Annotated in this window: 17 protein-coding genes and 1 tRNA gene; 10 read left to right on the plus strand and 8 right to left on the minus strand. The window is 36.7% G+C overall.

Translation table 11 applies throughout. The features are described from left to right. Window positions 1-5: 5 nt before the first annotated feature. The 4 genes from BW964_RS02730 to BW964_RS02745 form a co-directional block, all read right to left on the minus strand. On the minus strand, window positions 6-1,385 hold the full coding sequence (locus tag BW964_RS02730; RefSeq protein WP_076504480.1) for a T9SS type A sorting domain-containing protein: 1,380 nt from the start codon (window positions 1,383-1,385) through the stop codon (window positions 6-8). 591 nt (window positions 1,386-1,976) lie between these two features. Continuing rightward, window positions 1,977-2,050: transfer RNA gene (locus tag BW964_RS02735), tRNA-Arg, on the minus strand. Window positions 2,051-2,115: 65 nt separating this feature from the next. Next, window positions 2,116-3,885: a TonB-dependent receptor gene (locus tag BW964_RS02740; protein WP_076504482.1), complete on the minus strand. Its 1,770-nt coding sequence runs from the start codon at window positions 3,883-3,885 to the stop codon at window positions 2,116-2,118. 139 nt (window positions 3,886-4,024) lie between these two features. Further along, window positions 4,025-6,988, minus strand: a complete 2,964-nt coding sequence (locus tag BW964_RS02745; RefSeq protein ID WP_076504484.1) for a tetratricopeptide repeat protein — start codon at window positions 6,986-6,988, stop codon at window positions 4,025-4,027. A gap of 237 nt (window positions 6,989-7,225) precedes the next feature. Between BW964_RS02745 and BW964_RS02750 the strand changes: the two genes are divergently transcribed. From BW964_RS02750 to BW964_RS02770, 5 genes are all read left to right on the plus strand, one after another. Further along, window positions 7,226-9,466: a CocE/NonD family hydrolase gene (locus tag BW964_RS02750; RefSeq protein WP_084175529.1), complete on the plus strand. Its 2,241-nt coding sequence runs from the start codon at window positions 7,226-7,228 to the stop codon at window positions 9,464-9,466. Between the two features lie 114 nt (window positions 9,467-9,580). Next, complete coding sequence (locus BW964_RS02755; protein WP_076504486.1) at window positions 9,581-11,263, plus strand: APC family permease; 1,683 nt, start codon at window positions 9,581-9,583, stop codon at window positions 11,261-11,263. Between the two features lie 140 nt (window positions 11,264-11,403). After that, window positions 11,404-11,760 (plus strand): Mpo1-like protein, encoded by a 357-nt coding sequence (locus BW964_RS02760; protein ID WP_076504488.1) that lies wholly within the window; start codon window positions 11,404-11,406, stop codon window positions 11,758-11,760. A gap of 365 nt (window positions 11,761-12,125) precedes the next feature. Then, window positions 12,126-12,473, plus strand: coding sequence for a DUF4377 domain-containing protein (locus tag BW964_RS02765; RefSeq protein ID WP_076504490.1), 348 nt, complete (start codon window positions 12,126-12,128; stop codon window positions 12,471-12,473). Window positions 12,474-12,704: 231 nt separating this feature from the next. Further along, a complete protein-coding gene (locus BW964_RS02770; protein WP_076504492.1) occupies window positions 12,705-13,085 on the plus strand; it encodes a Fur family transcriptional regulator in 381 nt (126 codons plus the stop codon). Window positions 13,086-14,048: 963 nt separating this feature from the next. On the opposite strand, the gene BW964_RS02775 is transcribed toward BW964_RS02770, so the two are convergent. Next, window positions 14,049-15,404 carry a deoxyguanosinetriphosphate triphosphohydrolase gene (locus BW964_RS02775; RefSeq protein ID WP_076505421.1) on the minus strand — a complete coding sequence of 452 codons (1,356 nt, stop codon included), beginning with the start codon at window positions 15,402-15,404 and terminating at the stop codon, window positions 14,049-14,051. Between the two features lie 70 nt (window positions 15,405-15,474). Here BW964_RS02775 and BW964_RS02780 point away from each other — a divergent pair, with 70 nt between their 5' ends. From BW964_RS02780 to BW964_RS02790, 3 genes are all read left to right on the plus strand, one after another. Further along, window positions 15,475-16,209 carry a DNA-formamidopyrimidine glycosylase family protein gene (locus BW964_RS02780; RefSeq protein WP_076504494.1) on the plus strand — a complete coding sequence of 245 codons (735 nt, stop codon included), beginning with the start codon at window positions 15,475-15,477 and terminating at the stop codon, window positions 16,207-16,209. 71 nt (window positions 16,210-16,280) lie between these two features. Further along, entirely contained in the window at window positions 16,281-16,904 is a 624-nt protein-coding gene (locus tag BW964_RS02785; protein WP_076504495.1) for a class I SAM-dependent methyltransferase, read from the plus strand. 6 nt (window positions 16,905-16,910) lie between these two features. Then, window positions 16,911-17,309, plus strand: coding sequence for a YybH family protein (locus tag BW964_RS02790; protein ID WP_076504497.1), 399 nt, complete (start codon window positions 16,911-16,913; stop codon window positions 17,307-17,309). Between the two features lie 35 nt (window positions 17,310-17,344). On the opposite strand, the gene BW964_RS02795 is transcribed toward BW964_RS02790, so the two are convergent. Further along, a complete protein-coding gene (locus BW964_RS02795) occupies window positions 17,345-18,070 on the minus strand; it encodes a LytR/AlgR family response regulator transcription factor (RefSeq protein WP_076504498.1) in 726 nt (241 codons plus the stop codon). After that, window positions 18,067-19,143 (minus strand): sensor histidine kinase, encoded by a 1,077-nt coding sequence (locus BW964_RS02800; RefSeq protein ID WP_076504500.1) that lies wholly within the window; start codon window positions 19,141-19,143, stop codon window positions 18,067-18,069. Before BW964_RS02800 ends, BW964_RS02795 begins: the two co-directional genes overlap by 4 nt. Window positions 19,144-19,340: 197 nt before the next feature. Between BW964_RS02800 and BW964_RS02805 the strand changes: the two genes are divergently transcribed. Beyond that, the gene (locus BW964_RS02805) at window positions 19,341-19,769 is read left to right on the plus strand and encodes a hypothetical protein (RefSeq protein ID WP_076505422.1); all 429 of its coding nucleotides are present in this window, start codon (window positions 19,341-19,343) and stop codon (window positions 19,767-19,769) included. A gap of 4 nt (window positions 19,770-19,773) precedes the next feature. Then, complete coding sequence (locus tag BW964_RS02810; protein ID WP_076504502.1) at window positions 19,774-20,745, plus strand: DUF6268 family outer membrane beta-barrel protein; 972 nt, start codon at window positions 19,774-19,776, stop codon at window positions 20,743-20,745. A 186-nt stretch (window positions 20,746-20,931) separates the two neighbouring features. Here the strand turns inward: BW964_RS02810 and BW964_RS02815 are convergent, their stop codons facing one another. Beyond that, window positions 20,932-21,267, minus strand: coding sequence for a DMT family transporter (locus BW964_RS02815; RefSeq protein WP_076504503.1), 336 nt, complete (start codon window positions 21,265-21,267; stop codon window positions 20,932-20,934). Window positions 21,268-22,273: the final 1,006 nt, after the last annotated feature.

Here is a 22,273-nt window from a genome sequence, read left to right on the forward strand (position 1 = left end):
GGTTTTTAGTCAACGATTACTTTGAATGTTTTAAGTACTTTTCCGTTTTGTGTTACACTGATCAGATAAGAGCTTTGGATCGCAAGAGAACTGCTGTATGATCTCGAATGACGGTCTATTTTCTCTAATTTCACCAGTCGTCCTCCACCATCATAAATAGCAATGGATAAGTTGTCCATTTCAGGAAATTTCACTGTAAAGTTTTGTCCTTTTTTAACAGGATTTGGATACAGAACAATCTGATCGAGATCCAATGAAACTTGGTTTTCATGAATTGACGAGCCGGAATTGGTCTCATCATCTTTCTTTATATCCCGCAGAGGGCTTACCGCGAAGGTAAAATGACTGAGAATTTCTCCTTCTTTTTCTTTATAGAAATCTACTGTATTGAAATCTACATAATTTTCGTTTTCGATGCCCTGCACCTTCGTTAATTCACCTACTGAGTTTTTTAGGAACATCCAATAAACAATAGGAAGCGAATCGGGATTGATGGTCTTTTTATTGATCCTTATTTTATAATTAGATTTAGGAATGGTAGAGCCTATAAAATTAATTTCCCAGTTTCTTTCCAGAACCTTAAAGTTTCCTTCGGCCTTCATCGTCATTGATTTGTTATCATCAGACCACATTACAAAATTATTATGATCGAAAAGACTTGTATTTTCTACGTTGGTCTTTTTAATATCCGTTTTCCCAATTGTTAAAAATTGATCTTCCTGATTCGATGATTGTTTTTGATACAGCTCGTTTCCGTCATCTCTTCCCAATCCGGTAGGTCTGTACTTGAATTCCTGATGTTTTTCGGGATCCCAGATTATTTTTTCATCACTCCCATAATACTTTCCTTTCTCTAAAGAAATCCCATACTTGATGGACAGATAAGAATGGATTTTATTTAAGTCCATTTTTTTCGCCTTTCTTGGAATGAAAATCAATTCATAAAGATTGCGGTCCTCAACCTTGATTTTGATGCTGTCGGGTTTTCCGTCTCCTTTTTCAGAATTTTTAGTGAAGGTAAAAAAGCTTGGCCTTTTACGGATTTTGACATTCTTATCCGAAGCTTTATTTTCATAAACATAGTTACTCAAAGAGATCTTCTGACCCTCGTTATCCCATATTTTTTCATCCTCCTTAAAACTATGGACAAGACTTAAGGTATGACTTTTATTTTTGCTGTGTTTAAGGTATTTTTTAAGGATTTTATCCTTAATTCCATAATGGAAGTTGAGCAGATTCTCATCTTTCAGGTTGGAAACTTCACGAGCTGTCAGGCTTGACTTTTCCCATATCTGGACATCAGAACCCACCAATTGAGAATAAGCACTGGTCGAATACAATACCACCAGTACAGCTACCGTTTTACGGCACAGATATTTTGACATAATAATTAGAATTATGTGAAACATTAGAAAAAAGAAACTGTGGATGTACAATTTTAAGTTTTAAAATTGTAATGATAGTTTTTGAAAACTATGGACTTGTGTATTGAAGAAATAATTTTGTTTTCATGGTAGTGTATTTTATGGTTTTAACTCATTTGATATTTCAAAAGTATAAAAAAAAACAATATATCGTAAAAAAATATCAAAAATATTAACAAATAATCAACATGCTGATTTTCAATATTTTAATCTCAATCATTATTAATATGCAAACTCTGGCTATAAATTACTGCGTATTTCCGGAGTGAATTAACCCTAATAAAAGAGCCAAAAAACGAACTCTAAGACATCTGGCTACAATTAAAATTACGAAGGATTAATGCCATGTATATTTTTTTATTTTCCTGTTGAAAGTTTGAAAAATGCTGTCTATCGCGTGAATGATCAGGCGAAGACTAGTAAATAATTTCCTGGATTGTTTCATTTTCAGGTATTTGAAAACAAGCTAGTCATAATGACTTTAAGCAAATACAAAAAATACTTAAAAAAAATAACCCACTGTAAAAACAGCAGGTTATTGATGTAAAAAGGTGACTTCGGAGGGGTTCGAACCCCCAACCCTCGGAGCCGAAATCCGATATTCTATCCAGTTGAACTACGAAGCCTTTTGTATGAGTAATTGGTCATCAATAGGGTAAACACTACCGATTACCAATCACTCATTTTTTTATTAGAAAGTAATTTTCACTCCTCCCACAACCTGTGCGCCCAAGACTTTATAGCCTTTATACGTTTGGTAGTTTGAGTTCAGAAGATTGTTTCCGAGTGCAAAAATACTGAAATTTTTGTGAAATTTGTACTCTGCGGAAAGATTTAAATCAGCATACCCCCCAACTTTATCATTTTTGTTCTCTGTAGACTGGTAAACAAGGTTTGGATTCGCAACGCCTTCGATCGCGAAAGAGTTTGTGGTTCTGTCACTTGCAAAGATTCCTTTGAACCCTAACAGTAGCTTTTTATCCAGCATCGTATATTTTGCTCCGATGCTCGCATTCACTAAAGGAACGTTATAAATATCCGCATAATTCTTCAGATCGTACTTTGTAAACCTTACTTCTCCGTCCAAAACAAGATTTTCAAGTGGGAAATACTGTACGCTTCCCTTAATATCACTTACATTTCCATCATCATAAACAGCAGAGAATGTATTCGCAAAATTATAAGCAGAACGGTTCAAGGTATAAACATTGTCGAAAAGATTGTTCCCCTGGAAGAACATAATATCCCTCATTTTTCCGTAACCTGCAGAGAAGTCGTATTTAAACGTTTCGTCGATGTCTCCACGTAAACCGATGTAAAAATGATATTGCGTCTCCGTTGGCTTTAAAAACTGGTCAGAAAGAATGAATGGATTCGCCTGAAGAAGATCTCCGTACGTATTAAGCTTTAATCCACCGTCTACCCCACCGTAGAATTTAAATTCCTTAGCGGCAGCCACCTGAAATTCAGCCTGTGGAAACCAGTAAGTTTTGTTATTTTTCACTTCTCCACCTAACGCATCATTTGAATTTTTAGCATTCAGGAAAGAAAACCCTGATCCTAACATTAAGTAAGAATCTCCTTTTCTGAAGGTTACTTTTGGAGTAAGGCTTGTATTAAAGAAATTGGAAGAGTTTTTGTTGACAATCGCAAAATCCGTTTTCACCGCTTCTACCCCAACGCCTAAATCTGCATTCAGAGTAATTCCTGACTTCCCGATCTCCACTGCATGCTTTGAAAGATTGGCCAAAATGGAAACCTGATTTTCCTGTGCATCAAAATGATCTTTCAGGAAAGATGATTTTACCCTTACATCATTTAAGATCTCATTGGAATAGAAATCATAATATCCGTTTACTTTGAACTGGTTGACTCTTTGCTTCAAATCTACATCCGCAGCGGGAGTCAGTGCATAAATTCCGTAGTATCTGTTATTATCCAATGCATATTGGGCATTCAAATTGAATTTTCCTTTTTCACCGTATGAATTTAAGTACGCTCCAATAGCCGTAGAACTTTGCTTGGAATCCCAGTCATATTCTTTTTTCAGACCTAAAGTGGAAAGGAAATGGAAATCCGCTCCTACTTCCAGTTTGTTATCAAGGGTTTTAGAAATATTGGCATCACCAAGGATTTTCCCAAAGTTCCCCATTCCAAATTGTAAATAGTTGTTCTGAGCTGTTCCTTCAAATTTTGGAGTGACATCCTGTCCCTGAATCGTCGATGTTTTAAAATCCGAAACCGCAGGTACATCTGTTATGGTGTACTTTACGGGGTTCTGGGATTTTTCTTCCGGCGGATAATTTTTGATGGTTTCCACAGAGGTCTTCTTCTTCTCGATCTTCTTCACCTCCGGTTCACGCTTCTTATTAAGAATCAGTTTTTCCTCCTTGATCTGGGAGAACGCAAACTGCGAAAACCCTAAAAATAATATGGATAATAATTGAATTTTTCTGTTCATTGCTCAATATTTGTATTAATGTATAATGTCGGATATATAATGCATGTATTGGATTGTACTTTGTACTTTATACATTTTACTTTTTACTTTTTACATTGTACTTTTTACACTATACTTTGTACATTACACTTTATACATTTTACTTTTTAATCTGCTTTTTAACCTCTTTTGCTTCCGCTACAATCTCTGGGAAATCTTTGTAGTTCTCAATGATCTGGTCACACGTATAGCTTGCCTGATAATTATCTTTCAGCCCAACATAGTTTTTAGCCATCAGCACCAAAGCTTTAGCACCCCAATAATCTTCAGAGGCATAGTTATTGGCTAATTTAAAGATCGTCTCATTGGAAGACTTGAATGCTTTTCCTTTGTTCTGATAATAAGCCTTTGCATACAAAGCTTCTGCGGCTACCGATGTATTGGACGATTTTTCAAGAGAAGTATAAGCGGACTGCGCGTCTTTATCTTTCCCTGAATTCATTAAGCTTCTCGCTTTGATCACTTTCGCAGTTTCAATAACGGCTGCAGAGTTTTTCGTGTTGGCAATCACAGCATCTGCCAGTTTTTCAGCCTGAGAGAAATTTTTCTCACCGGCGTATAATTTCATCAGCTCTACATTAGCATAATTTTTAATGCTGATGTCTGAAGAATTTTTGATATTTTCCAGATACTTTTTAGCTTCCGCTGTATTTCCCTGAGCCACGAAGATCTGGGCAAGACGGGTCTGCGCATCATCCTGATAGTCGTTCTGTACCGACGCTACTTCCTGAAGAACAAGAAGCGCTTTCGTAGCATTATTGGTTTGATAATAGCTTTCTCCCAACTCGTATTTAGCCTGATAAAGACCTTCTCCGGTAGGATTCTGCGTTAAATATTTTTCGTAGTAAGAAATCGCATTCTTGTAATCTTTCTTCGTGAAATACTGTTTTCCGGTCGATAGATTAATTTCATCGATTTCAGAAGCCGCTACATTCACCCCGATATTTTTGGCAAAGCTTTCATATCCGGAAACGTCACCGTTTTTCGTGAAAATAGGTTTCGCAGCCTGAACGATCTTATCGGCGTACGCTGTATTTTTATACTGCTCCCCTAATGATTTAAGTTCAGAAATTGCTTTATCACTTTGATTCTGATCAATATAATTCTGTGCTCTGTAAATCGATGCATTCGCAATAAGATCTTTATCCGAAGAAGTTTTGATCACTTTCGCAAAATAGTCATTGGAGTTGGCAAAATCATCCTGTGCGGAATAGGCTGTTCCTATTTCATACTGGGCATCATCATAATATTCAGAATCCGGATATTTGGATAGAAGATTTTTAAGATTGGTGATCTTCGCCTGCGTATCGCCTTTAAATCCTAAAGCCATCGCTTTTTGGTATAAAGTATAGTCTGTGGCATCTTCATTTTTATCATAAATGGCAATCGCCTCGTTCAGGTCATTATTCGCGTAGTGAATATCTGCCAGACGAAGTTCCGCATCATTTTTAAATTCAGGTTTCGGATTGCTCAGATACTGCTTGAAATACGTCTGTGCCTGATCGAATTTTTTAGCTTTAAAATAAGCATAGCCCAAATCATAAGGCAACTGCTGTTTTTCAGGGAAAGTTTCAGTAAGAAGTTTCTCATAACGGGCAATGGCCGAAGGATAGTTCCCTTTCTGGTAATACACCTGTCCTAACCAATATAAGGCTCTGCTATAAAATTCTTTATTGATATTAAATCCTAAACTTCTTAGGAAATACCTTTCCGCTTCATCATAGTTTCCTTTGTTGAATTCTTCCGTTCCCAATAAGTAAGAAACCTCCTGATCCACTTTATTGATCTCAGGCGTAGAATTCTGAAGCCTGTCAATCGCGTTCAGCGTTTCTTTATAATTCCCGGAATATAAATAAGATTTCACAAGAAGCGATCTCATTTCCGGTGCATTCGCATCATTCTGATGGTCATTGATATAGTTTTGGATCACCCCGGAAGGACTTTCAAACGGGTTTCCGATATCGTAACTTAGTTTGGCGTATTGTTCATGAGCCAGTTTTTTAACCTTAGCATCATAATTCATCTGATAAGAAGAGCGGAATGCCGAAAGAGCTTCCTGCTTTTTATCAACCGCCAGATAGGCATTTCCTAACTGATAGTAGGCATTTTGCGCCAGCGCTGAATTGCTGTTGACAAGCTGGTTGTAATAAGAAACCGCTTCATCATATTTTTTTAGCTGAGCCGCCACAAATCCCATTTCATAAAGATCATTTTCAGAAGGGTTCTGTTGTACGCTCAGGTAATCTTTCAGGTGAGGATAAGCCGAAGTATAGTCATTTTTCATGAAATAACTTTCACCGATGATCTTATGAACCTCTGCTTTATAAGAATCTGAAATGCTTTCGTTCAGTAAAGCTGTTCCTTCAGAAATAGCCTGGTCATAATTCTTGTCGTTGTAATACATCTGTACATAGTAAGGACGTACCAGTTTAGAGAATTTAGACTGATCTTTCACAGAATCAAAATACTGGAAAGCTTTATCATTCTGACCACTTGAATAATACAAATGCCCAAGCATATAAGCGATGTCTCCTTTTTGGGATTCATCAGCCGTTTTATATGCTTCTTCCAGAGCATCAGTCGCTCCTTTCGTATCACCGGTCATGAATTTAGCGTACCCTAGTTTCAGGATGTATTGTGTATTTTCTTCTTTTGAAAGCTGATACTGATTCACTTTTTTCAGTGTCTCTAATGCTTTGTCAAAATCTTTTTTTGCTAAATAATAATCTGCCAACGGAAGATTTGCCTGAGCAAAATACGCCGAATTCGGATATTCTTTCATGAAGGCCGTCAATCCTTCTTCCGCATGATTTTTCTGAAGAATCACCCCGATCACATTATCAAAAAACTGCGCCGCTTCTTTTCTGGATCTCGACAAATTCTGATTATAGAAATATTGTCGTGCATATTCGAACTGAGAAGCATTGTATATTTTGGTCTGATAAAGATTTTCTGCGAGATTGAACCTGTAATTTTCCTGCTGTGTAAAGTACTGTGACTGTTGCGCTTCGGAAACTCCGAAATAAAGTACTGCAGCTGAGAGAAGTATTTTTTTTGAATTCATTCTTTTTCTGAATAAAAAGATTAGTCTATATAAGGTAACGAAAATATTAAAAACTTATTGTCTAAGCAAGTTTTAAAGGTTTAATAACATAAATTAACAATTGACTCCATATCACTCTTTGATGATAAAAAATGATTACTTTAGTATGATAAAACGTGAATAGAGATCAAAAAAACATCATTAAAACAATAAGGTGATAAAATCCTCATTTTTCACCAGCTAAAAACATACCAATACATGAAAATTAAAATACTTTTAGCATTAATAGTAGTCAATCTGATACAGGCTCAGAAGTTTTACTTTCCCAGAAACGCGGTCACCGACTCTGCTGTCCTGGAAAAACAACTTCCTTTGCTTGCCTCAAAACTGATGACACAGCCACCGTTGATGAAACTTAAGAATACCAACAGGCTGGCTTACCTGGACAACCTTTTCCGTTTACAGATCGTTGCCCGTGATTATAAAAAATCAATCGCTACCTTATCGGATTACCGTAGTGAATTTGCTGCTCACAACATGGCCGGCAATAAATTCATTGCCTATGAATTTTACAGTGGCGCGAAAATAATGGAGACGAAAGAAAAACTTAATTTCCATGATGCCCTTCAAAAAGCATTCAATAAAAAATATGAAAGCCTGCCGGATCAGCTGATCACTAAAGTAGGGATCGCAGTAGACGGAGATGTCAATGCATCAAGAAAACTTCTGAAGGAAACATTGGACAAACAGAAGGATAAGGACAGCATCGACTATGGATCGGCACTGGCTTTATGTAAAAATTATCTGAGTTATAAAACATTTTCAGGAATCAAACCTCAGATTATAGAATTAGTCGCATTAAAAGACAAAGAAAAATTCATCACCGAAACCAAAGATCTGAAAACAAGAAATGGAAACACCCTGACGATCACCGTGATCAGAAAAAAGGAAAACACCGCTCCCCTTCCCGTCATCCTTACCAATAATATCTATGCAGGACCCATTGATGCTGTTTTCGGCAAAAGAGCAGCGGTCTATAATTATGTAGGTGCTGTGGTGAATACCCGTGGCAAAAGAAACAGTAATGATGAGAACAATCCTTTTGAGCACGAGTCACAGGATATTTATGAAGTGATCGACTGGGTCAGTAAACAACCCTGGAGCAATGGAAAAGTAGGGATGATCGGAGGAAGTTATTTAGGCTTCAGTCAGTGGGCCGCGGTCAAGAAACTGCATCCGGCCTTAAAAACAATTGTCCCTCAGGTAGCAGTGGGAATAGGAATAGATTACCCTGCCCAAAATAATATATTCATGAGCTATATGCTCCAGTGGATCAACTATGTGACGAACAATAAGCTTACGGATGAAGCCGATTTTAATAATTTCAAGAAATGGGATTCTATTAACACCGCATGGTACAAAAGCGGAAAATCATTCAGAGCTCTGGATACCATAAGCGGTAAACCCAGTAAGATTTTTCAAAGATGGCTGGATCATCCAGGCTATGACGCCTACTGGCAAAAAATGGTTCCCTATAAAGAAGATTTTGCCAACATCAACATTCCTATCCTGACGACCACAGGATATTATGACGATGACCAGATCGGTGCTCTATCCTATTTTAAAGCCCATCACCAATATAACAAAAATGCCAATCATTATTTGGTTATTGGTCCGTATGACCATGGCGGCGCCCAGAGCTTCGGATATACTTATATTAATGGTACACCAATAGATCCTGTAGCAAGAATAAGCATTGACGATCTGGCTTTTTCATGGTTCGACTACATTCTGAAAGACGGCAAGAAGCCCGCTCTGTTAAAAGACCGCATCAATTTTCAGGTCATGAACACCAATACCTGGAAACATGTTCCGACCTTAGAAAAAATGCATACTTCAACCCTTACATTTTATCTTCAGGATCGTAAAAATACTCCATCGGTCTTTACTCAGCCTGCACAGAAAAGCTTTGTGAATCAAACGGTTGATTTTAAAAACCGGGATCAAAAAGACACCTATCATTCAGTAAGTAAAACAGACAGTATAAAAACCACCAACTCCGTGTATTTTGAGAGTGAAGTTTTAGACAAAGATCTTATCATCAGTGGAAATCTGGCAGGATTTTTCAAGGTCTCCATCAATAAGAAGGATTTTGATACGGACACCTATTTGTATCAGGTAAACCCCGGGGGAAAGACCTTTTTATTATCAACACACATCGTAAGAGCAAGCTACGCCAAAGACAATGAGAAACGGCAGCTTCTTAAACCGGGTAAAGAAGAGCAGATTCCCATAAAAAATTCAATATTCATAAGTAAGAAAATTGAAAAAGGAAGCAAACTCGTCCTGTTGGTCGGGGTTAATAAAAACCCAAGCTGGCAGATTAATTACGGAACAGGAAAAGATGTAAGCAATGAAACGATCAAGGATTCCGGTGAACCGCTGGAAATACAATGGTACAATGACAGCTATGTTGAAATACCTATTTATCAAGAATAAAGGCATTTACCCTTTATAACCTCAGCCTTTTTAACGAAATATTATGATTACATCCAACACCAAAATAAAAAATGATTACATTTGCTTTTTTTCAAACTCAAATATAAATATTGAATGAATCAACTTTTCAGAAGGAAAAACTATTCAGAAACAGATACATCTACTAGTCTTTTAAGGGTTTTAGGTGTTTGGGATATCGTTTTTTTTGGTATTGCGGCCATTATTGGAGCAGGAAGTTTCAGCAGCTTAGGTGAAGCAGTTTTCAGAGGGGGGCCCGGAGTGATTCTACTATATTTGATTTGTGGTTTTGCCTGTGGTTTCACCGCATTATGCTACGCCGAATTTGCCAGCCGAATTCCTACAGCCGGCTCCGCTTATACGTATGCTTATGCCAGTTTCGGGGAACTTATCGCCTGGGTGATCGGATGGGCGCTGATCATGGAATATTCTTTTGGGAATATTTACGTGGCCTTTTCCTGGTCGGATTATTTCACCAGCTTTTTAGAGCGCTTGGGCATGCATATTCCGGACTACCTTACCTGCAGCTACACGGAAGCCCGAAAAGCTTTCCAGAACGGCTCCGAGAATAAAGAACTTTTAAGTGCTTGGAATACGGCACCTTTGATAGGCAATTTAAAATTTATTCTTGACCTTCCTGCATTGGTGATCAATGGCCTTATTACGTGGCTTTGTTATGTAGGGGTAAAAGAAAGTAAAAACTTCAACAATTCTTTAGTTATTTTAAAACTGGCAGTCATTGTTCTGGTAATTCTTGTAGGCTTTGCTTATATTAATACAGAAAACTGGACGCCTGTAAATCCAGAAACGCATGTCGCCTCATTCATGCCCAACGGTTTTGCCGGAGTTATGAGTGCGGTTTCCGGGGTTTTCTTTGCTTATATTGGTTTTGATGCGTTAAGTGTTCTTTCCGAAGAAACAAAAGATCCTCAGAAAACCCTTCCGAAAGGGATGATCATTTCTTTGGTACTTTGTACGGTAATTTATATTGCTTTAACATTGGTTCTGACAGGAATGGTTGATTACAGGAAGTTTGATGGTATCGGAGATCCGCTTTCATTCATCTTTGAAAAATCAAATGCAAACGTAGCCTGGATGGAACTTGTGGTTTCTTTCGTCGCTATCGTTGCCATCACCACCGTGTTATTGGTATTCCAGATGGGGCAGCCAAGAATCTGGTATGCCATGAGCCGTGACGGGCTGATGCCTGAAAAATTTAAAACGGTACATCCGAAATATAAAACACCTTCATTTGCTACGGTCGTTACAGGTATTGCAGTAGGGGTTCCTATCCTATTTACAGATAAAACATTCATTCTTGACTTTACAAGTATCGGAACCATCTTCGCTTTCGTACTGGTTTGTGCAGGAGTTTTAATGCTTCCTGCAAAAGAGAAGATTAAAGGCAGATTCCACCTTCCTTATATTAATGGTAAAATCATATTCCCGGTAATTTTTATCGGCGGATTAATCGGTTTCTATATCTGGCAGCCGGCATTTTTCAATAATCTGACCGATTGGAGTGATCCTAAAGAAGGTGAATTCCGAGCTTCTATTTGCGTTTTTATTATGATCAACCTGGTGCTATGTGTCTTTACCTTTATTAAAAATTTCTCTTTAATTCCTCTGATTGGTTTAAGCTCTTGTTTATACCTTCTGACAGGAATGAGTCACGAAAACTGGTTCTGGTTCGGACTTTGGTTCGCTTTAGGTCTTATTATCTATTTCTGCTACGGCTACAGAAACAGTAAGCTTAGGAAAGAAACAGCTTTAAAATAAGGTTTATCCACGATATACTATAGTAAAAGGCAAATTCGCGATGAGCAATTTGCCTTTTTGCTTTTTCAAGTTTTAGCCTTTTCATCAAAATCGGCAGAATTATTGCATAGATTTTACCAGGAATTATAAACTAATCAGCCATGTCAGAAAGAATAAAAACGTATCCGGAATTTTATCAGTTCTATCTTACCGAGCACAGCAAAACAGGAACAAGGATCTTTCATTTTATAGGAACACTTCTTGTATTTCTCGTGATCTGGTATGTCATCAGTTCGGGAAAAGAAAGATTTCTATGGTACATTCCTATCTTCGGGTATGGCTTTGCCTGGTTCAGTCATGCCGTTATCGAAAAAAACAGACCTGCTACTTTTAAGTATCCTCTTTGGTCGCTGATATCAGATTTCAGACTGTTTTTTGAGCTGCTGATCGGTAAACAAAAATTCAGAGGGATTGCTCCCGCGCCAAAAGAAGCTGAAAATACCGAAGCTTCAAATTAATCTATCATTTTTAAAATTTAAAAAAAATTTCAACATTTAAGTTTTTTTCAGTTGAATAAGTAACGTTTAGAAACATACTTAAGTAAAAAAATCAAAGATTTTTATAGATAACTTCTTCAGGTTTGTCTGAAAAAAATTTTGAGTTGAACAGTTAATTTCAAAATTTCCGGACAGAAATGGTAATTTTTTGGATTTTGTCATTTTCATTTTGAACCAGATTATTTTTCCTATCGTTTGGCATTGATGCTCTTTCGTTAAATTTTTACATGGGGTTAAATTAAATCATTAAAAACTAAAAAATGAGAGAAAAACGACATGAAAAACTTCGGCATAGTAATTGCGAACTAAGCTTTAAAATAAAGTTTATGAAAATTATAGCAACCATTTTAAAAGGAGTTGTTCCTGCAGCAGCATTATTCGCAATGACCCAATGTACCACTACGGCTAGTACTGCCGGAGCTGACGAAAAAACGTTCATCGTAGGACCAGAGACCGCTGACTGTACCGGAGTAGCCCCGATGAAATGTTTGCAGGTAAAAGAGAAAGCGTCAGAAAGCTGGACCAATTTCTACACCAACATTGAAGGATTTACCTATGAACCGGGATATGAATATGTTTTGAAAGTAAAAACAGAAAAGATTGCCAATCCACCAGCTGATGGATCTTCTATAAAATATACACTGATCAAAGAGGTTTCTAAAACCAAAAAATAATACCAAGAACTCCCGGAAATTTCCGGGAGTTTTTTATGTTCAATTGCCACGGATTCAGGCATTCTTATGTCTTATTGATGATCACTCACTTCTGCTTTCTATCTTGATTATTATTTTTATAGCTATCGACTTGTCGTAGATTTATTTAATGCAATATTGTTTCAAAAATAAAGATTATATTTGTTACTGCAACAATATGGCATTAATTATATTGTAATTTTTACAGAAAACATGAAACAGTCGAGAAACACAGTAGCAAGAACGGAAATAACAAGACTTATCCACGAATCCGGAATAGCTTTGTCTCATGCAGAATTGCAGGTTTTATTGGATGGACTCTGCGACCGTGTAACGACTTACAGAGTACTGGAAAGATTAATGGACGAGGGCATCATCCATAAAGTGGTAGACATTGACGGTACCATAAAGTACGCAGAATGTCATACCTGCACCACAGAAATTCATCATCATGACCATCTTCATTTCAGTTGTGAACAGTGTAAAACGGTGACTTGTGTAGAAGATGTTGAACCCAAAATTAAATTACCTGTAACTTATAAAGTTCATAAAATTAATCTGACGGTATCGGGAATTTGTCCGAATTGCCAGTAGCTATGTGATTGAAACACAGATAACACTAATCTTTTTCACAAATGGCCCCATATTTCGATTGCATTTGTGATATTGGTGAAAGTATTTGTGCTAATGGTGGTTATAAAAAATCAACTACTCTTTTGACGCAAAGTTTTAAAATAAAAAACTGTTGACGTTTAAGATGGGCAAAGAATTATGGCTTCGCCATCGATGAAGCGCCCTTTGATGCAGACGCTTCATCGAATCAATTGAAGATTGATTTTTATCTTTGTATTCCTTAAATTATTCCGTGTTACAATAAAGCTTTGCGTTGATGGAAACACAGATAACACTAATTTTTTTCACAAATGACACTAATGTTTCAATTGCATCTGTGATATTGGTGAAAGTATTTGTGCTGATTGTGGTTATAAAAAATCAACTACTCTTTTGACGCAAAGTTTTAAAATAAAAAACTGTTGACGTTTAAGATGGGCAAAGAATTATGGCTTCGTCATCGATGAAGCGCCCTTTGATGCAGACGCTTCATCGAATCAATTGAAGATTGATTTTTATCTTTGTATTCCTTAAATTATTCCGTGTTACAATAAAGCTTTGCGTTGATGGAAACACAGATAACACTAATCTTTTTCACAAATGACACCAATATTTCGATTGCATTTGTGATAATTGTGGTTATAAAAAATCAACTACTCTTTTGACGCAAAGTTTTCAAATAATAAGCTATTGACGTTTAAGATAGGCAAAGAATTATGGCTTCGCCATCGATGAAGCGCCCTTTAATGCAGACGCTTCATCGAATCAATTGAAGATTGATTTTATATTTGCATTCCTTAAATTATTCCGTGTTACAATAAAGCTTTGCGGTGATGGAAACACAGATAACCCTAATCTTTTTCACAAATGACACCAATATCCCTGATATAATGGTGATATTCCTGTCTTTTGTGCTAATTGTGGTTAAAAGAGATATTGATAAAATTAAACCGTCATTCCGATATCGATTCCTTTAATTTTTCGGTAAAGATCCGTTGCAAAATTGTCGGTCATTCCTGAAACAAAATCAATCACGCCAAGTACTTTCTGATAGTCCGTTCCTTCTTCATAAACAAATTGTTTCGGAAGCAGTTTCAGGGCTTTTATATCATAAGATTTTCTCTCGTGTGCTGGTTTCATGATCGAAGGAATGAAATGATCGAGAAGTTCATACATTACATTATATCCTGCATTTTCGATTTCTACAACGGCTTTATGGTTATAGATTTTTTCAATAGAGAACGCTTCAATGTCCTGAAGAGCACGATTTTCGGATTTATAGATATCCAGCAGTCCGTTATCAAGATTTCCCTGAAGAATGGTTTCAAAATTATTCTTGTAGATTTCAAGTGATTTATTGATCAGGGCATTGATGGCTTTTGCTCTCAGATAGGATATTTTCTCATTTTCATTGGAAATAGAAGACAGCTTATTTTTTACCTTGTCCATATCACTGCTTTCAGATTTGATCAGTTCAAAAAACAGGTTTTCACAGTCTGACGTGGATACAATTCCCAATCGATGGGCATCTTCCATATCAATAATATTATAACAGATATCGTCCGCAGCTTCTACCAGCCAAACAAAAGGATGTCTTTTGAATATATAAGGTTCTTCGTTTTCTATAATTAAATTCGTTGCTTTGGCAATTTCAAGGAAAATGTCTTTCTCATTCTGAAAGAAACCGAATTTCTTCCTGTGAATAATTCCTTTTTTCTTGGCTACAGCTTCACACGGATATTTTGCAATACTGGCAAGTGTAGAAAAAGTCAGCTGAATTCCGCCTTCATCTTTTCCCTGCTGACGCTGAGCCAGAACTCTTATCGCATTGGCATTTCCTTCAAAATTCACCAGATCAGCCCATTCCTTTTCATTGAACTTTTGCTTCAGGTCTTTTTCATTTCGCTCAAAGTAGCTCGCAATCGCATCTTCTCCTGAATGTCCGAAGGCAGGATTTCCTACATCATGACATAAACAAGCCGCAGCAATCACATTTCCTAAATTATGAAGATAGAAGTTTTTTGAATCTTCTGTAAGGTCATTTTTATACGTATCAAAGATAAATTCACCAATAATACTTCCCAAACTTCGGCCTACTGACGAAACTTCCAGTGAGTGCGTGAGCCTGTTGTGCACAAAAACACTTCCGGGAAGAGGAAAAACCTGAGTTTTATTCTGTAGTCTTCTGAACGCCGAAGAGAAGATAATTCTATCGAAATCTCTCTGAAAATCAGTTCTTGAAGCTTTAGTATGCGGATTGTTTCCTGTGCGCTGATTCGTGTAAATCTGGTTTAAATTCATCATTTTTCAAAATTACTCCAAATTTTATTTTTACGGAATAGTATTTGAACTTTTATTGAAAAGCAAAGCCATGCCTGAAGGACCATCCATACTTTTAATGAAAGAAGACCTGCTGCCTTTTGTCGGAAAAACCGTTACAGAAGCCGGAGGGAATGCCCAATTTGACAAGGAACCACTGATGGGGCAAACCCTTCATGAGATCCGTACTTTCGGAAAGCAGACTTATCTTGTTTTTGATGAGTCAGCGATCCGTATTCATTTATTGATGTTCGGGTCTTATGGCATTGACGAACAGACGAAACCTGACAAAAGCTTACGTTTATCACTCTTTTTCAAAAAAGGAAGCCTGTACTTTTATACCTGTTCTGTAAAATCTGTAGATCTGGAATTTCTAGATACTATAGATTGGGAAGCGGACATTATGAGTGATCTCTGGAATCCTAAAAAAGCAGAAAAAAAAATGAAATCCAAACCTGAGATGATGGTCTGTGATGCCTTGATGAATCAGGATATTTTCTCAGGTGTAGGGAATATTATTAAAAATGAAGTGCTGTTCAGAATCGGTGTGCAGCCTGAAAGTTTAGTAGGAAATCTGCCCGCGAAAAAATTAAAGGAACTGATTGCTGAGGCGAGAAATTACAGTTTTGACTTTTTGGAATGGAAGCGTGAATTTGTTTTAAAGAAAAAATGGCTCGTTCATTCAAAAAAGGTTTGTCCGAAATGTGGAGAAAAACTGGTCAAAAAACAAACCGGGCTCGGAAAAAGAAGAAGTTTTTACTGCGAAAAAGACCAGAAGCTTTATTAAAATAAATATTTGAATTTAAATCAATAGTAAAATTCGTGAAATGCGTAAATTTGGTTTAAATAATATATATAATGAGCGATACCTGGCTAGACCGATGGAATGAAAGATACAGCAGCGATGAATTTGCCTACGGCATAGATCCCAACGATTATTTAAAAGAACAGCTTGAAACGCTCAATCCAGCAACAATTCTTTTTCCTGCAGAAGGAGAAGGAAGAAATGCTGTTTTTGCCGCAAAGCTTGGCTGGAAAGTGTCTGCTTTTGACATCAGTGAAGAGGGGAAAAATAAGGCCTTACAGCTTGCGAAAGATAATGATGTAAAGATTGATTATCAGGTGGGTGAGCTTGAAGCATTGGACTTTCATACGGAACAGTTTGATGTGATCGCCCTTATTTACGCTCATTTTCCTGCGGATATGAAATCATTCCTGCATAAAGTTCTGGACCAATACCTGCGCAAAGGAGGTTTGATTATTTTTGAAGCTTTCAGTAAAAATCATCTTGAATATGTGACAAAAAACGAGAAGGTAGGCGGACCGAAAGATATCGAATCCTTATTTTCAATGGATGAGATCAAAGCTGATTTCCCGAACTATGAAGTCATTGAACTGGAAGAAAAAGAAATTGAACTTCATGAAGGGCTTTTTCATAACGGAACCGGATCAGTGATAAGGTTTACAGGACGAAAACTATAAAAAATAATGACCGAAAACTTTGACAGAACCAACCCGGCAGAAGCAGTACGCTATTTCAGATACTGTATTGTAACCGGTGATTTGAATGGTGCCTTAGGCTGCTTCGATAAAGATGCAGTCTATATTGAACGGGACGGACTGGAAATAAAAGGACTGGAAAACATACAAAAGCCTTTGGAGCATTTGTGTAACTGGAAACCTGATATACAGGGAAACAAGCATAAACTTACCATCGTTGGAGATCTTGCGGTATGGGTTGATAAATGGACTTTAAAGGCTACTTCACCCGATGGAAATTTTATCGAAATGGATGGAGCAACAACCTGTATGATGAAAAGAAATGAGGAAGGAATATGGCTATGGTTGGTAGATAACCCTTTTGCCGGACAAGTATTTGAAGATTAAATGAAACTACAGAAAAGGGCGGAACTATTAATGATTTAAGCATCGGGATTTAATGATCCGCCTGAGTACCTGACGAAAAAAGCACTTTTATACACTTCTCCCAGAGGAATTTCCGAATCATGGATGTAAATATTATGGTTGTCGAATGAGTCGATATACTCAATGTTGACGACATACGATTTACTTACCCGTACAAAAGAATCTGATGGGATCTTCTGGTGGATGGTTTTCAGATTCATGGCAGTAATCAATTTTTGATTCCGGGTATGAATAACAACGTAGTCTTTTAAACCTTCAATAAATTTGATATCTGTAAAGTTGATTTTATAATACCTCCTGTCTGCTTTTATAAACAGGAAATCTTTGGTATTGGATTCTATTGTGTTTTTCACCGTATCTTTAGACAACAGTTCTTTATACAGAACGGCCTTATGGAGTGCTTTTTCTAACCGTTGTTTTTCGATAGGTTTCAACAAATAATCTATGGCGTCAAGTTCATAACTTTTCAAAGCATACTGCGAATAGGCTGTTGTAAAGATGATCAGGCTGTTTCCCGGCAGCATTTCCGCAAATTCAAGTCCTGTTACCACCGGCATTTCAATATCGAGAAAAATAAGATCTACGTCATGGGTTTTAAGAAAATCAAGGGCTGAAGGGGCATTGGAGAATTCTCCCAGGATCTCAGTCTTAGAAGTTTCATGGATCAGCGAGCGCATTTCGGCTCTTGCTAACGGTTCATCATCTACGATTATGCAATTCATACAGGAATTTTTAAATGGACGGTATATTCTTTTTCTCCGGAAGTGATATTCAGTTCAAACGCGTTCGCATAGAGCAGTTCAAGTCTTCTTTTGATATTGGCGAGTCCAAGGCCTCCATACTGAGCATTAGAAACCATCAGACGATAGTTCATAGAATTGGTACAGGTAAAGCGAAGGATTTTATCTTCAATCTCCATATTTATTTTCACATAGGATCCGGCACTGCTGATATCTACACTGTGTTTCACTGCATTTTCTACAAATGTGGTAAATAAATTGGGAGGAATAAAAGTACTTTTAACGTTTCTGTCATGGGTTTCTGCATTGATCTCAAAGGAAAAATTATCTCTTCTTATTTTTTCCAGATTAAGAAAATTAGATAAAAAGTCGATCTCGGACACTAAAAGTGTTTTCTCTTCCCCGTTTTCATACAGCTGGTACCTTAAAAATTCCGATAGCTTGACAATAACAACGGATGCTTTTTCCGGATCTGTTCTGATAAGTGCTTTTACATTATTCAGCATATTAAAAAGAAAATGGGGATTGATCTGGTTCCGGAGCTCATTCAGCTCCATCTGTAAGGTAAGGTTGTTGAGTTCCGTTATTCTTTTAGAATCATTGATCCATTTCTGCAAAAGCTTTACCGTAGTAGTGGTCATAATGATAGGGATGCACATCAGTACACCTTCATAGATGCTGCCTTTTTCGCCTTCCCTTTTGAGGTTTTCCACTCTGAAATCTTCGAAGAAGAATTTAAAACTGTAGCCGATCATATTCAGCCCGCACACTCCCATTACAACAAGCAATATAAGATAGGTAACATATCTGGTTTTAAAGAAGAACTTCGGGACCAGAACGTAGATATTAATGTATACCATCGCAATAAGTACCATATATACAAAAAACAGGACGTAATACTGGTAGATCCCTGAATACCAATGCCAAAACCGGGCACTGTACAGCAGAAAGAAAAAGAATATCAGAAAGAGCACATGCCTGCGGATCCTGAACCGGTCTTCCACGAGAAAGTCCATAACAATGGTTTCCTTAAATCTTTCCGTACCGTTTTTCATAGGATGCTAACGATTTTAATACAGACAAAAATAGAGAATAACGTAAAGAATACCTATTATATTATACCAACCCCGCATTTTTTTATACGAATTTAAAAGCTGGAAGGTTTCGTATAAAATAGGAGCGGTTTGGTATAAAAACAAATCGGTGCGGTGTTATTCTCTCTTTCTTTGTCCTGTTCAATTTTTTTATGCTTATGGAATTAGCCGTTTTTCAGGAACTCACCGAAGAAATCACCTTAGAATGTTTTTATATGACCGAATCCCAGCAAGAGGAGAAAGTAATACAGCTGATTGATCTGCATCATTTTGTGGAATGCTATCAATCTCCTGTTAAAATTCTAAGTTACATCCACCACCCTATTAATATCATTGAAGAAAATGGCAGGAAGAAAGGGGTTTTATTTTTTGATCTGAAGCATTCTAAGGCTTTTGACTGGAATATTTTTGAAGAATTTAAAAGAAGGAATTTTCTTAAAGAACTCTGGTTTGTCTTTGTAGAAGAAGACCCCATTTCTGATACCGTCCGCCATACCGATTTTATTATCGAAAACAGCCTAGAGATATTTTATGACAAAATATTTCTCTTCAATTTTTTTCAATCCGTCATTCAACCTTTAAAATAAAACCATGAAAACACTGAGAAGAGTTCTTGTTCCCCTTGCGATGTTCCCGTTAAAGAATATCGCCTATTCCCAAAAAAGAGACAGCATCCCATTGAAAGTGAGAGCATTTATTGCGGATAAATTCCCGCAAAGCCGGGATCTTAATATTGAATTCAGCCAGACCGCACCATTTCAGTTTTCGTCAAAACTGGACGGAAAAGACCTGCCTGACAATAAAATGAAAAGCTTTCAGCAGTTGAAAGCGGGCGCTAATATTTATTTTGTAAAAAAGAAAAACTGGTTGCTGAGTACTTCTTTGAATTACCGGTACACCGCTTTCAATACTGAAGAGCCTCTTATTCCTGACACGGATAAAAAGAACGATTTTCACTATCATTCCGAAGCCGTTAATTTCAGTTATTTCTCGAAATTATTCAATAAAACAGCCATCTACACGGCAACCGCTTCTGTAGATGGTAGTGATCAGCATTTTGAAAGAATCCGGGGGATAGTCACCGCTTCCATTGTCCTGAAAGCGACCCCGAAAACAAAAATGGTGGTAGGTCTTGCCGGTTTCATCGATCCAAGTTCCCAGGTTCCCCTACTTCCTATTTTCACTTATGAAAACAAATTCAATAATGGATGGGTACTTGATATCCTGCTTCCTAAAAAGCTTTTGATCAGAAAGGATATTTTCGCCAACGGCAGAATTTCTCTTGGAACGGAAATGGACAATACCTCTTTTTATACATACAGAAACAACAGAACGTATGAATTCCGTCAGCTGGAGATTAATTCCGGGGCTATTTATGAGCATAATCTTGGCAGCCATTTTATAGGAACATTGAAGACGGGAATCAGAGCGGTACCACGTGCCCGGGTTTTTGATAAACAAGAATCCTTTAAAGACTATATTTTTGAAGCCAGCTATCAACCTTCATTCTATTTTAATGTCGGAGTATCTTATAATCCTTTTGGAAAACCCCGGGTGAAATAATTTTAAATTTCCGAAGAAAATAGTTACAATCTTTTGACTGTTTTTTTAATTGAACCATTAATTAAGGGTTGATAAGATGATCATACAGATTGGTACCACTTGAACAAAACTATCTCTAATGAATGTAAAGAATTACTTTTTTCAATTCTTCAATTCTTCAATTCTTCAATATTTAAATCAAAATCCTTAATGTGTCCCCATCTTTGAAAACACGTTAATGACGATCACTCCAATGACAATGAGGGCGATTCCAATGATGGCAGGCCAATCGGGGACCTGCTTAAAGGCAATAATTCCAATCATCGTTATAAAAACGATACCCACTCCAGACCATATCGCATAGGTTATTCCTACAGGGATCTGACGCAGGGTAATACTTAAAAAGTAAAATGCGGCAGCATATCCTATGACGGTCACTACAGACGGCCAGAGCTTTGAAAATTCTTCAGATTTTTTCAGAAAAGTTGTTGCGATGATCTCAAATATGATCGCTAAAGCAAGAAAGACATAACTGCGTCCCATAAAAGGTCTGTTTTTACAAAAATAGGAAAAAACAGCTTCTTTTCATGCTAAAAAGGCTGATAAAATCCCGGTAATATCACCTGATGATAAATACAAAATAAACTACATATCGCCCTCTATCTCAATCCTTTCCTGAACGATTACCGAAGAGCATTCGAACGGCAAAAAGGCTCAAAATAAATCTATATTCGGTGACAATTAATTCAATACTTTGTTGCAAAGTATTAAAATTGCTTACATTAGATTGGCTTAAAAAAGTCTGACAGTCATCGTTTGAAACTTGTCATTATTTCATTCATAGGTGACAAAATTTTCAATTTTATGACACTTCTTCTTTCGGCCTTGAAAAATATTAGAATAAAATTGGTTCTCAAATGATAAGTTTTATTAACATCCTATTTCTTTCTCTCTCCAAAATCTGACGTTTAAAAACAACGCTAAAAGTGATTAGTATGCATCGCATTTCTTATTTTTTGTTTTATCAAGTCCAATATAGAAGTGCTCAAACCTTTACCGATTTTTTATTTTTTTGCAGATAAGACAATAAAGATATTAATAATTTCCTAAAAACATATTAATTTTTTGTAAACAAATACTTGCCTAAAATTAAACTTTAAACCACATAACACACTGATATACATCATAATTATTTGCTTTGGCACGTGATTTGAAAGTTGTAATATTGCAATTAGAAAATTGATAAAATAATCACAAATAACTAAACAAAACAAAAATGGTAACTTACATCGGAATCGCAACATGTGTAGTAGTATTCGCTTCTTACTTTATGACAGTAAAAAGAGAACAAAGAAACTAAGTTCTATATCAAGCTCATCAGCCTATAGAACATCTGTATTCATTATATTGTTTATGTTTTTGATCTGAACGATCAGATTCTGCACTTTTACTCCATTGAGTAAAAGTGCCCAAAAACATAATCCAAAAATTAAATTTCATAGCAAATTTTATATATCCAAATAGTCAAGCTGAGCTTTTGCTCGGCTTT

It is taken from the genome of Chryseobacterium shigense (assembly GCF_900156575.1).
Taxonomy (GTDB): domain Bacteria; phylum Bacteroidota; class Bacteroidia; order Flavobacteriales; family Weeksellaceae; genus Chryseobacterium; species Chryseobacterium shigense.

Bases quoted from the DNA above. Each gene is read 5' to 3' on its own strand.
- BW964_RS02815 (WP_076504503.1), bottom strand. From the start codon at position 21,267: ATGGGACGCAGTTATGTCTTTCTTGCTTTAGCGATCATATTTGAGATC.
- BW964_RS02755 (WP_076504486.1), top strand. From the start codon at position 9,581: ATGAATCAACTTTTCAGAAGGAAAAACTATTCAGAAACAGATACATCT.
- BW964_RS02745 (WP_076504484.1), bottom strand. From the start codon at position 6,988: ATGAATTCAAAAAAAATACTTCTCTCAGCTGCAGTACTTTATTTCGGA.
- BW964_RS02740 (WP_076504482.1), bottom strand. From the start codon at position 3,885: ATGAACAGAAAAATTCAATTATTATCCATATTATTTTTAGGGTTTTCG.
- BW964_RS02760 (WP_076504488.1), top strand. From the start codon at position 11,404: ATGTCAGAAAGAATAAAAACGTATCCGGAATTTTATCAGTTCTATCTT.
- BW964_RS02780 (WP_076504494.1), top strand. From the start codon at position 15,475: ATGCCTGAAGGACCATCCATACTTTTAATGAAAGAAGACCTGCTGCCT.
- BW964_RS02800 (WP_076504500.1), bottom strand. From the start codon at position 19,143: ATGAAAAACGGTACGGAAAGATTTAAGGAAACCATTGTTATGGACTTT.
- BW964_RS02765 (WP_076504490.1), top strand. From the start codon at position 12,126: ATGAAAATTATAGCAACCATTTTAAAAGGAGTTGTTCCTGCAGCAGCA.
- BW964_RS02750 (WP_084175529.1), top strand. From the start codon at position 7,226: ATGAAAATTAAAATACTTTTAGCATTAATAGTAGTCAATCTGATACAG.
- BW964_RS02790 (WP_076504497.1), top strand. From the start codon at position 16,911: ATGACCGAAAACTTTGACAGAACCAACCCGGCAGAAGCAGTACGCTAT.
- BW964_RS02770 (WP_076504492.1), top strand. From the start codon at position 12,705: ATGAAACAGTCGAGAAACACAGTAGCAAGAACGGAAATAACAAGACTT.
- BW964_RS02810 (WP_076504502.1), top strand. From the start codon at position 19,774: ATGAAAACACTGAGAAGAGTTCTTGTTCCCCTTGCGATGTTCCCGTTA.
- BW964_RS02785 (WP_076504495.1), top strand. From the start codon at position 16,281: ATGAGCGATACCTGGCTAGACCGATGGAATGAAAGATACAGCAGCGAT.
- BW964_RS02730 (WP_076504480.1), bottom strand. From the start codon at position 1,385: ATGTCAAAATATCTGTGCCGTAAAACGGTAGCTGTACTGGTGGTATTG.
- BW964_RS02805 (WP_076505422.1), top strand. From the start codon at position 19,341: ATGGAATTAGCCGTTTTTCAGGAACTCACCGAAGAAATCACCTTAGAA.
- BW964_RS02775 (WP_076505421.1), bottom strand. From the start codon at position 15,404: ATGAATTTAAACCAGATTTACACGAATCAGCGCACAGGAAACAATCCG.
- BW964_RS02795 (WP_076504498.1), bottom strand. From the start codon at position 18,070: ATGAATTGCATAATCGTAGATGATGAACCGTTAGCAAGAGCCGAAATG.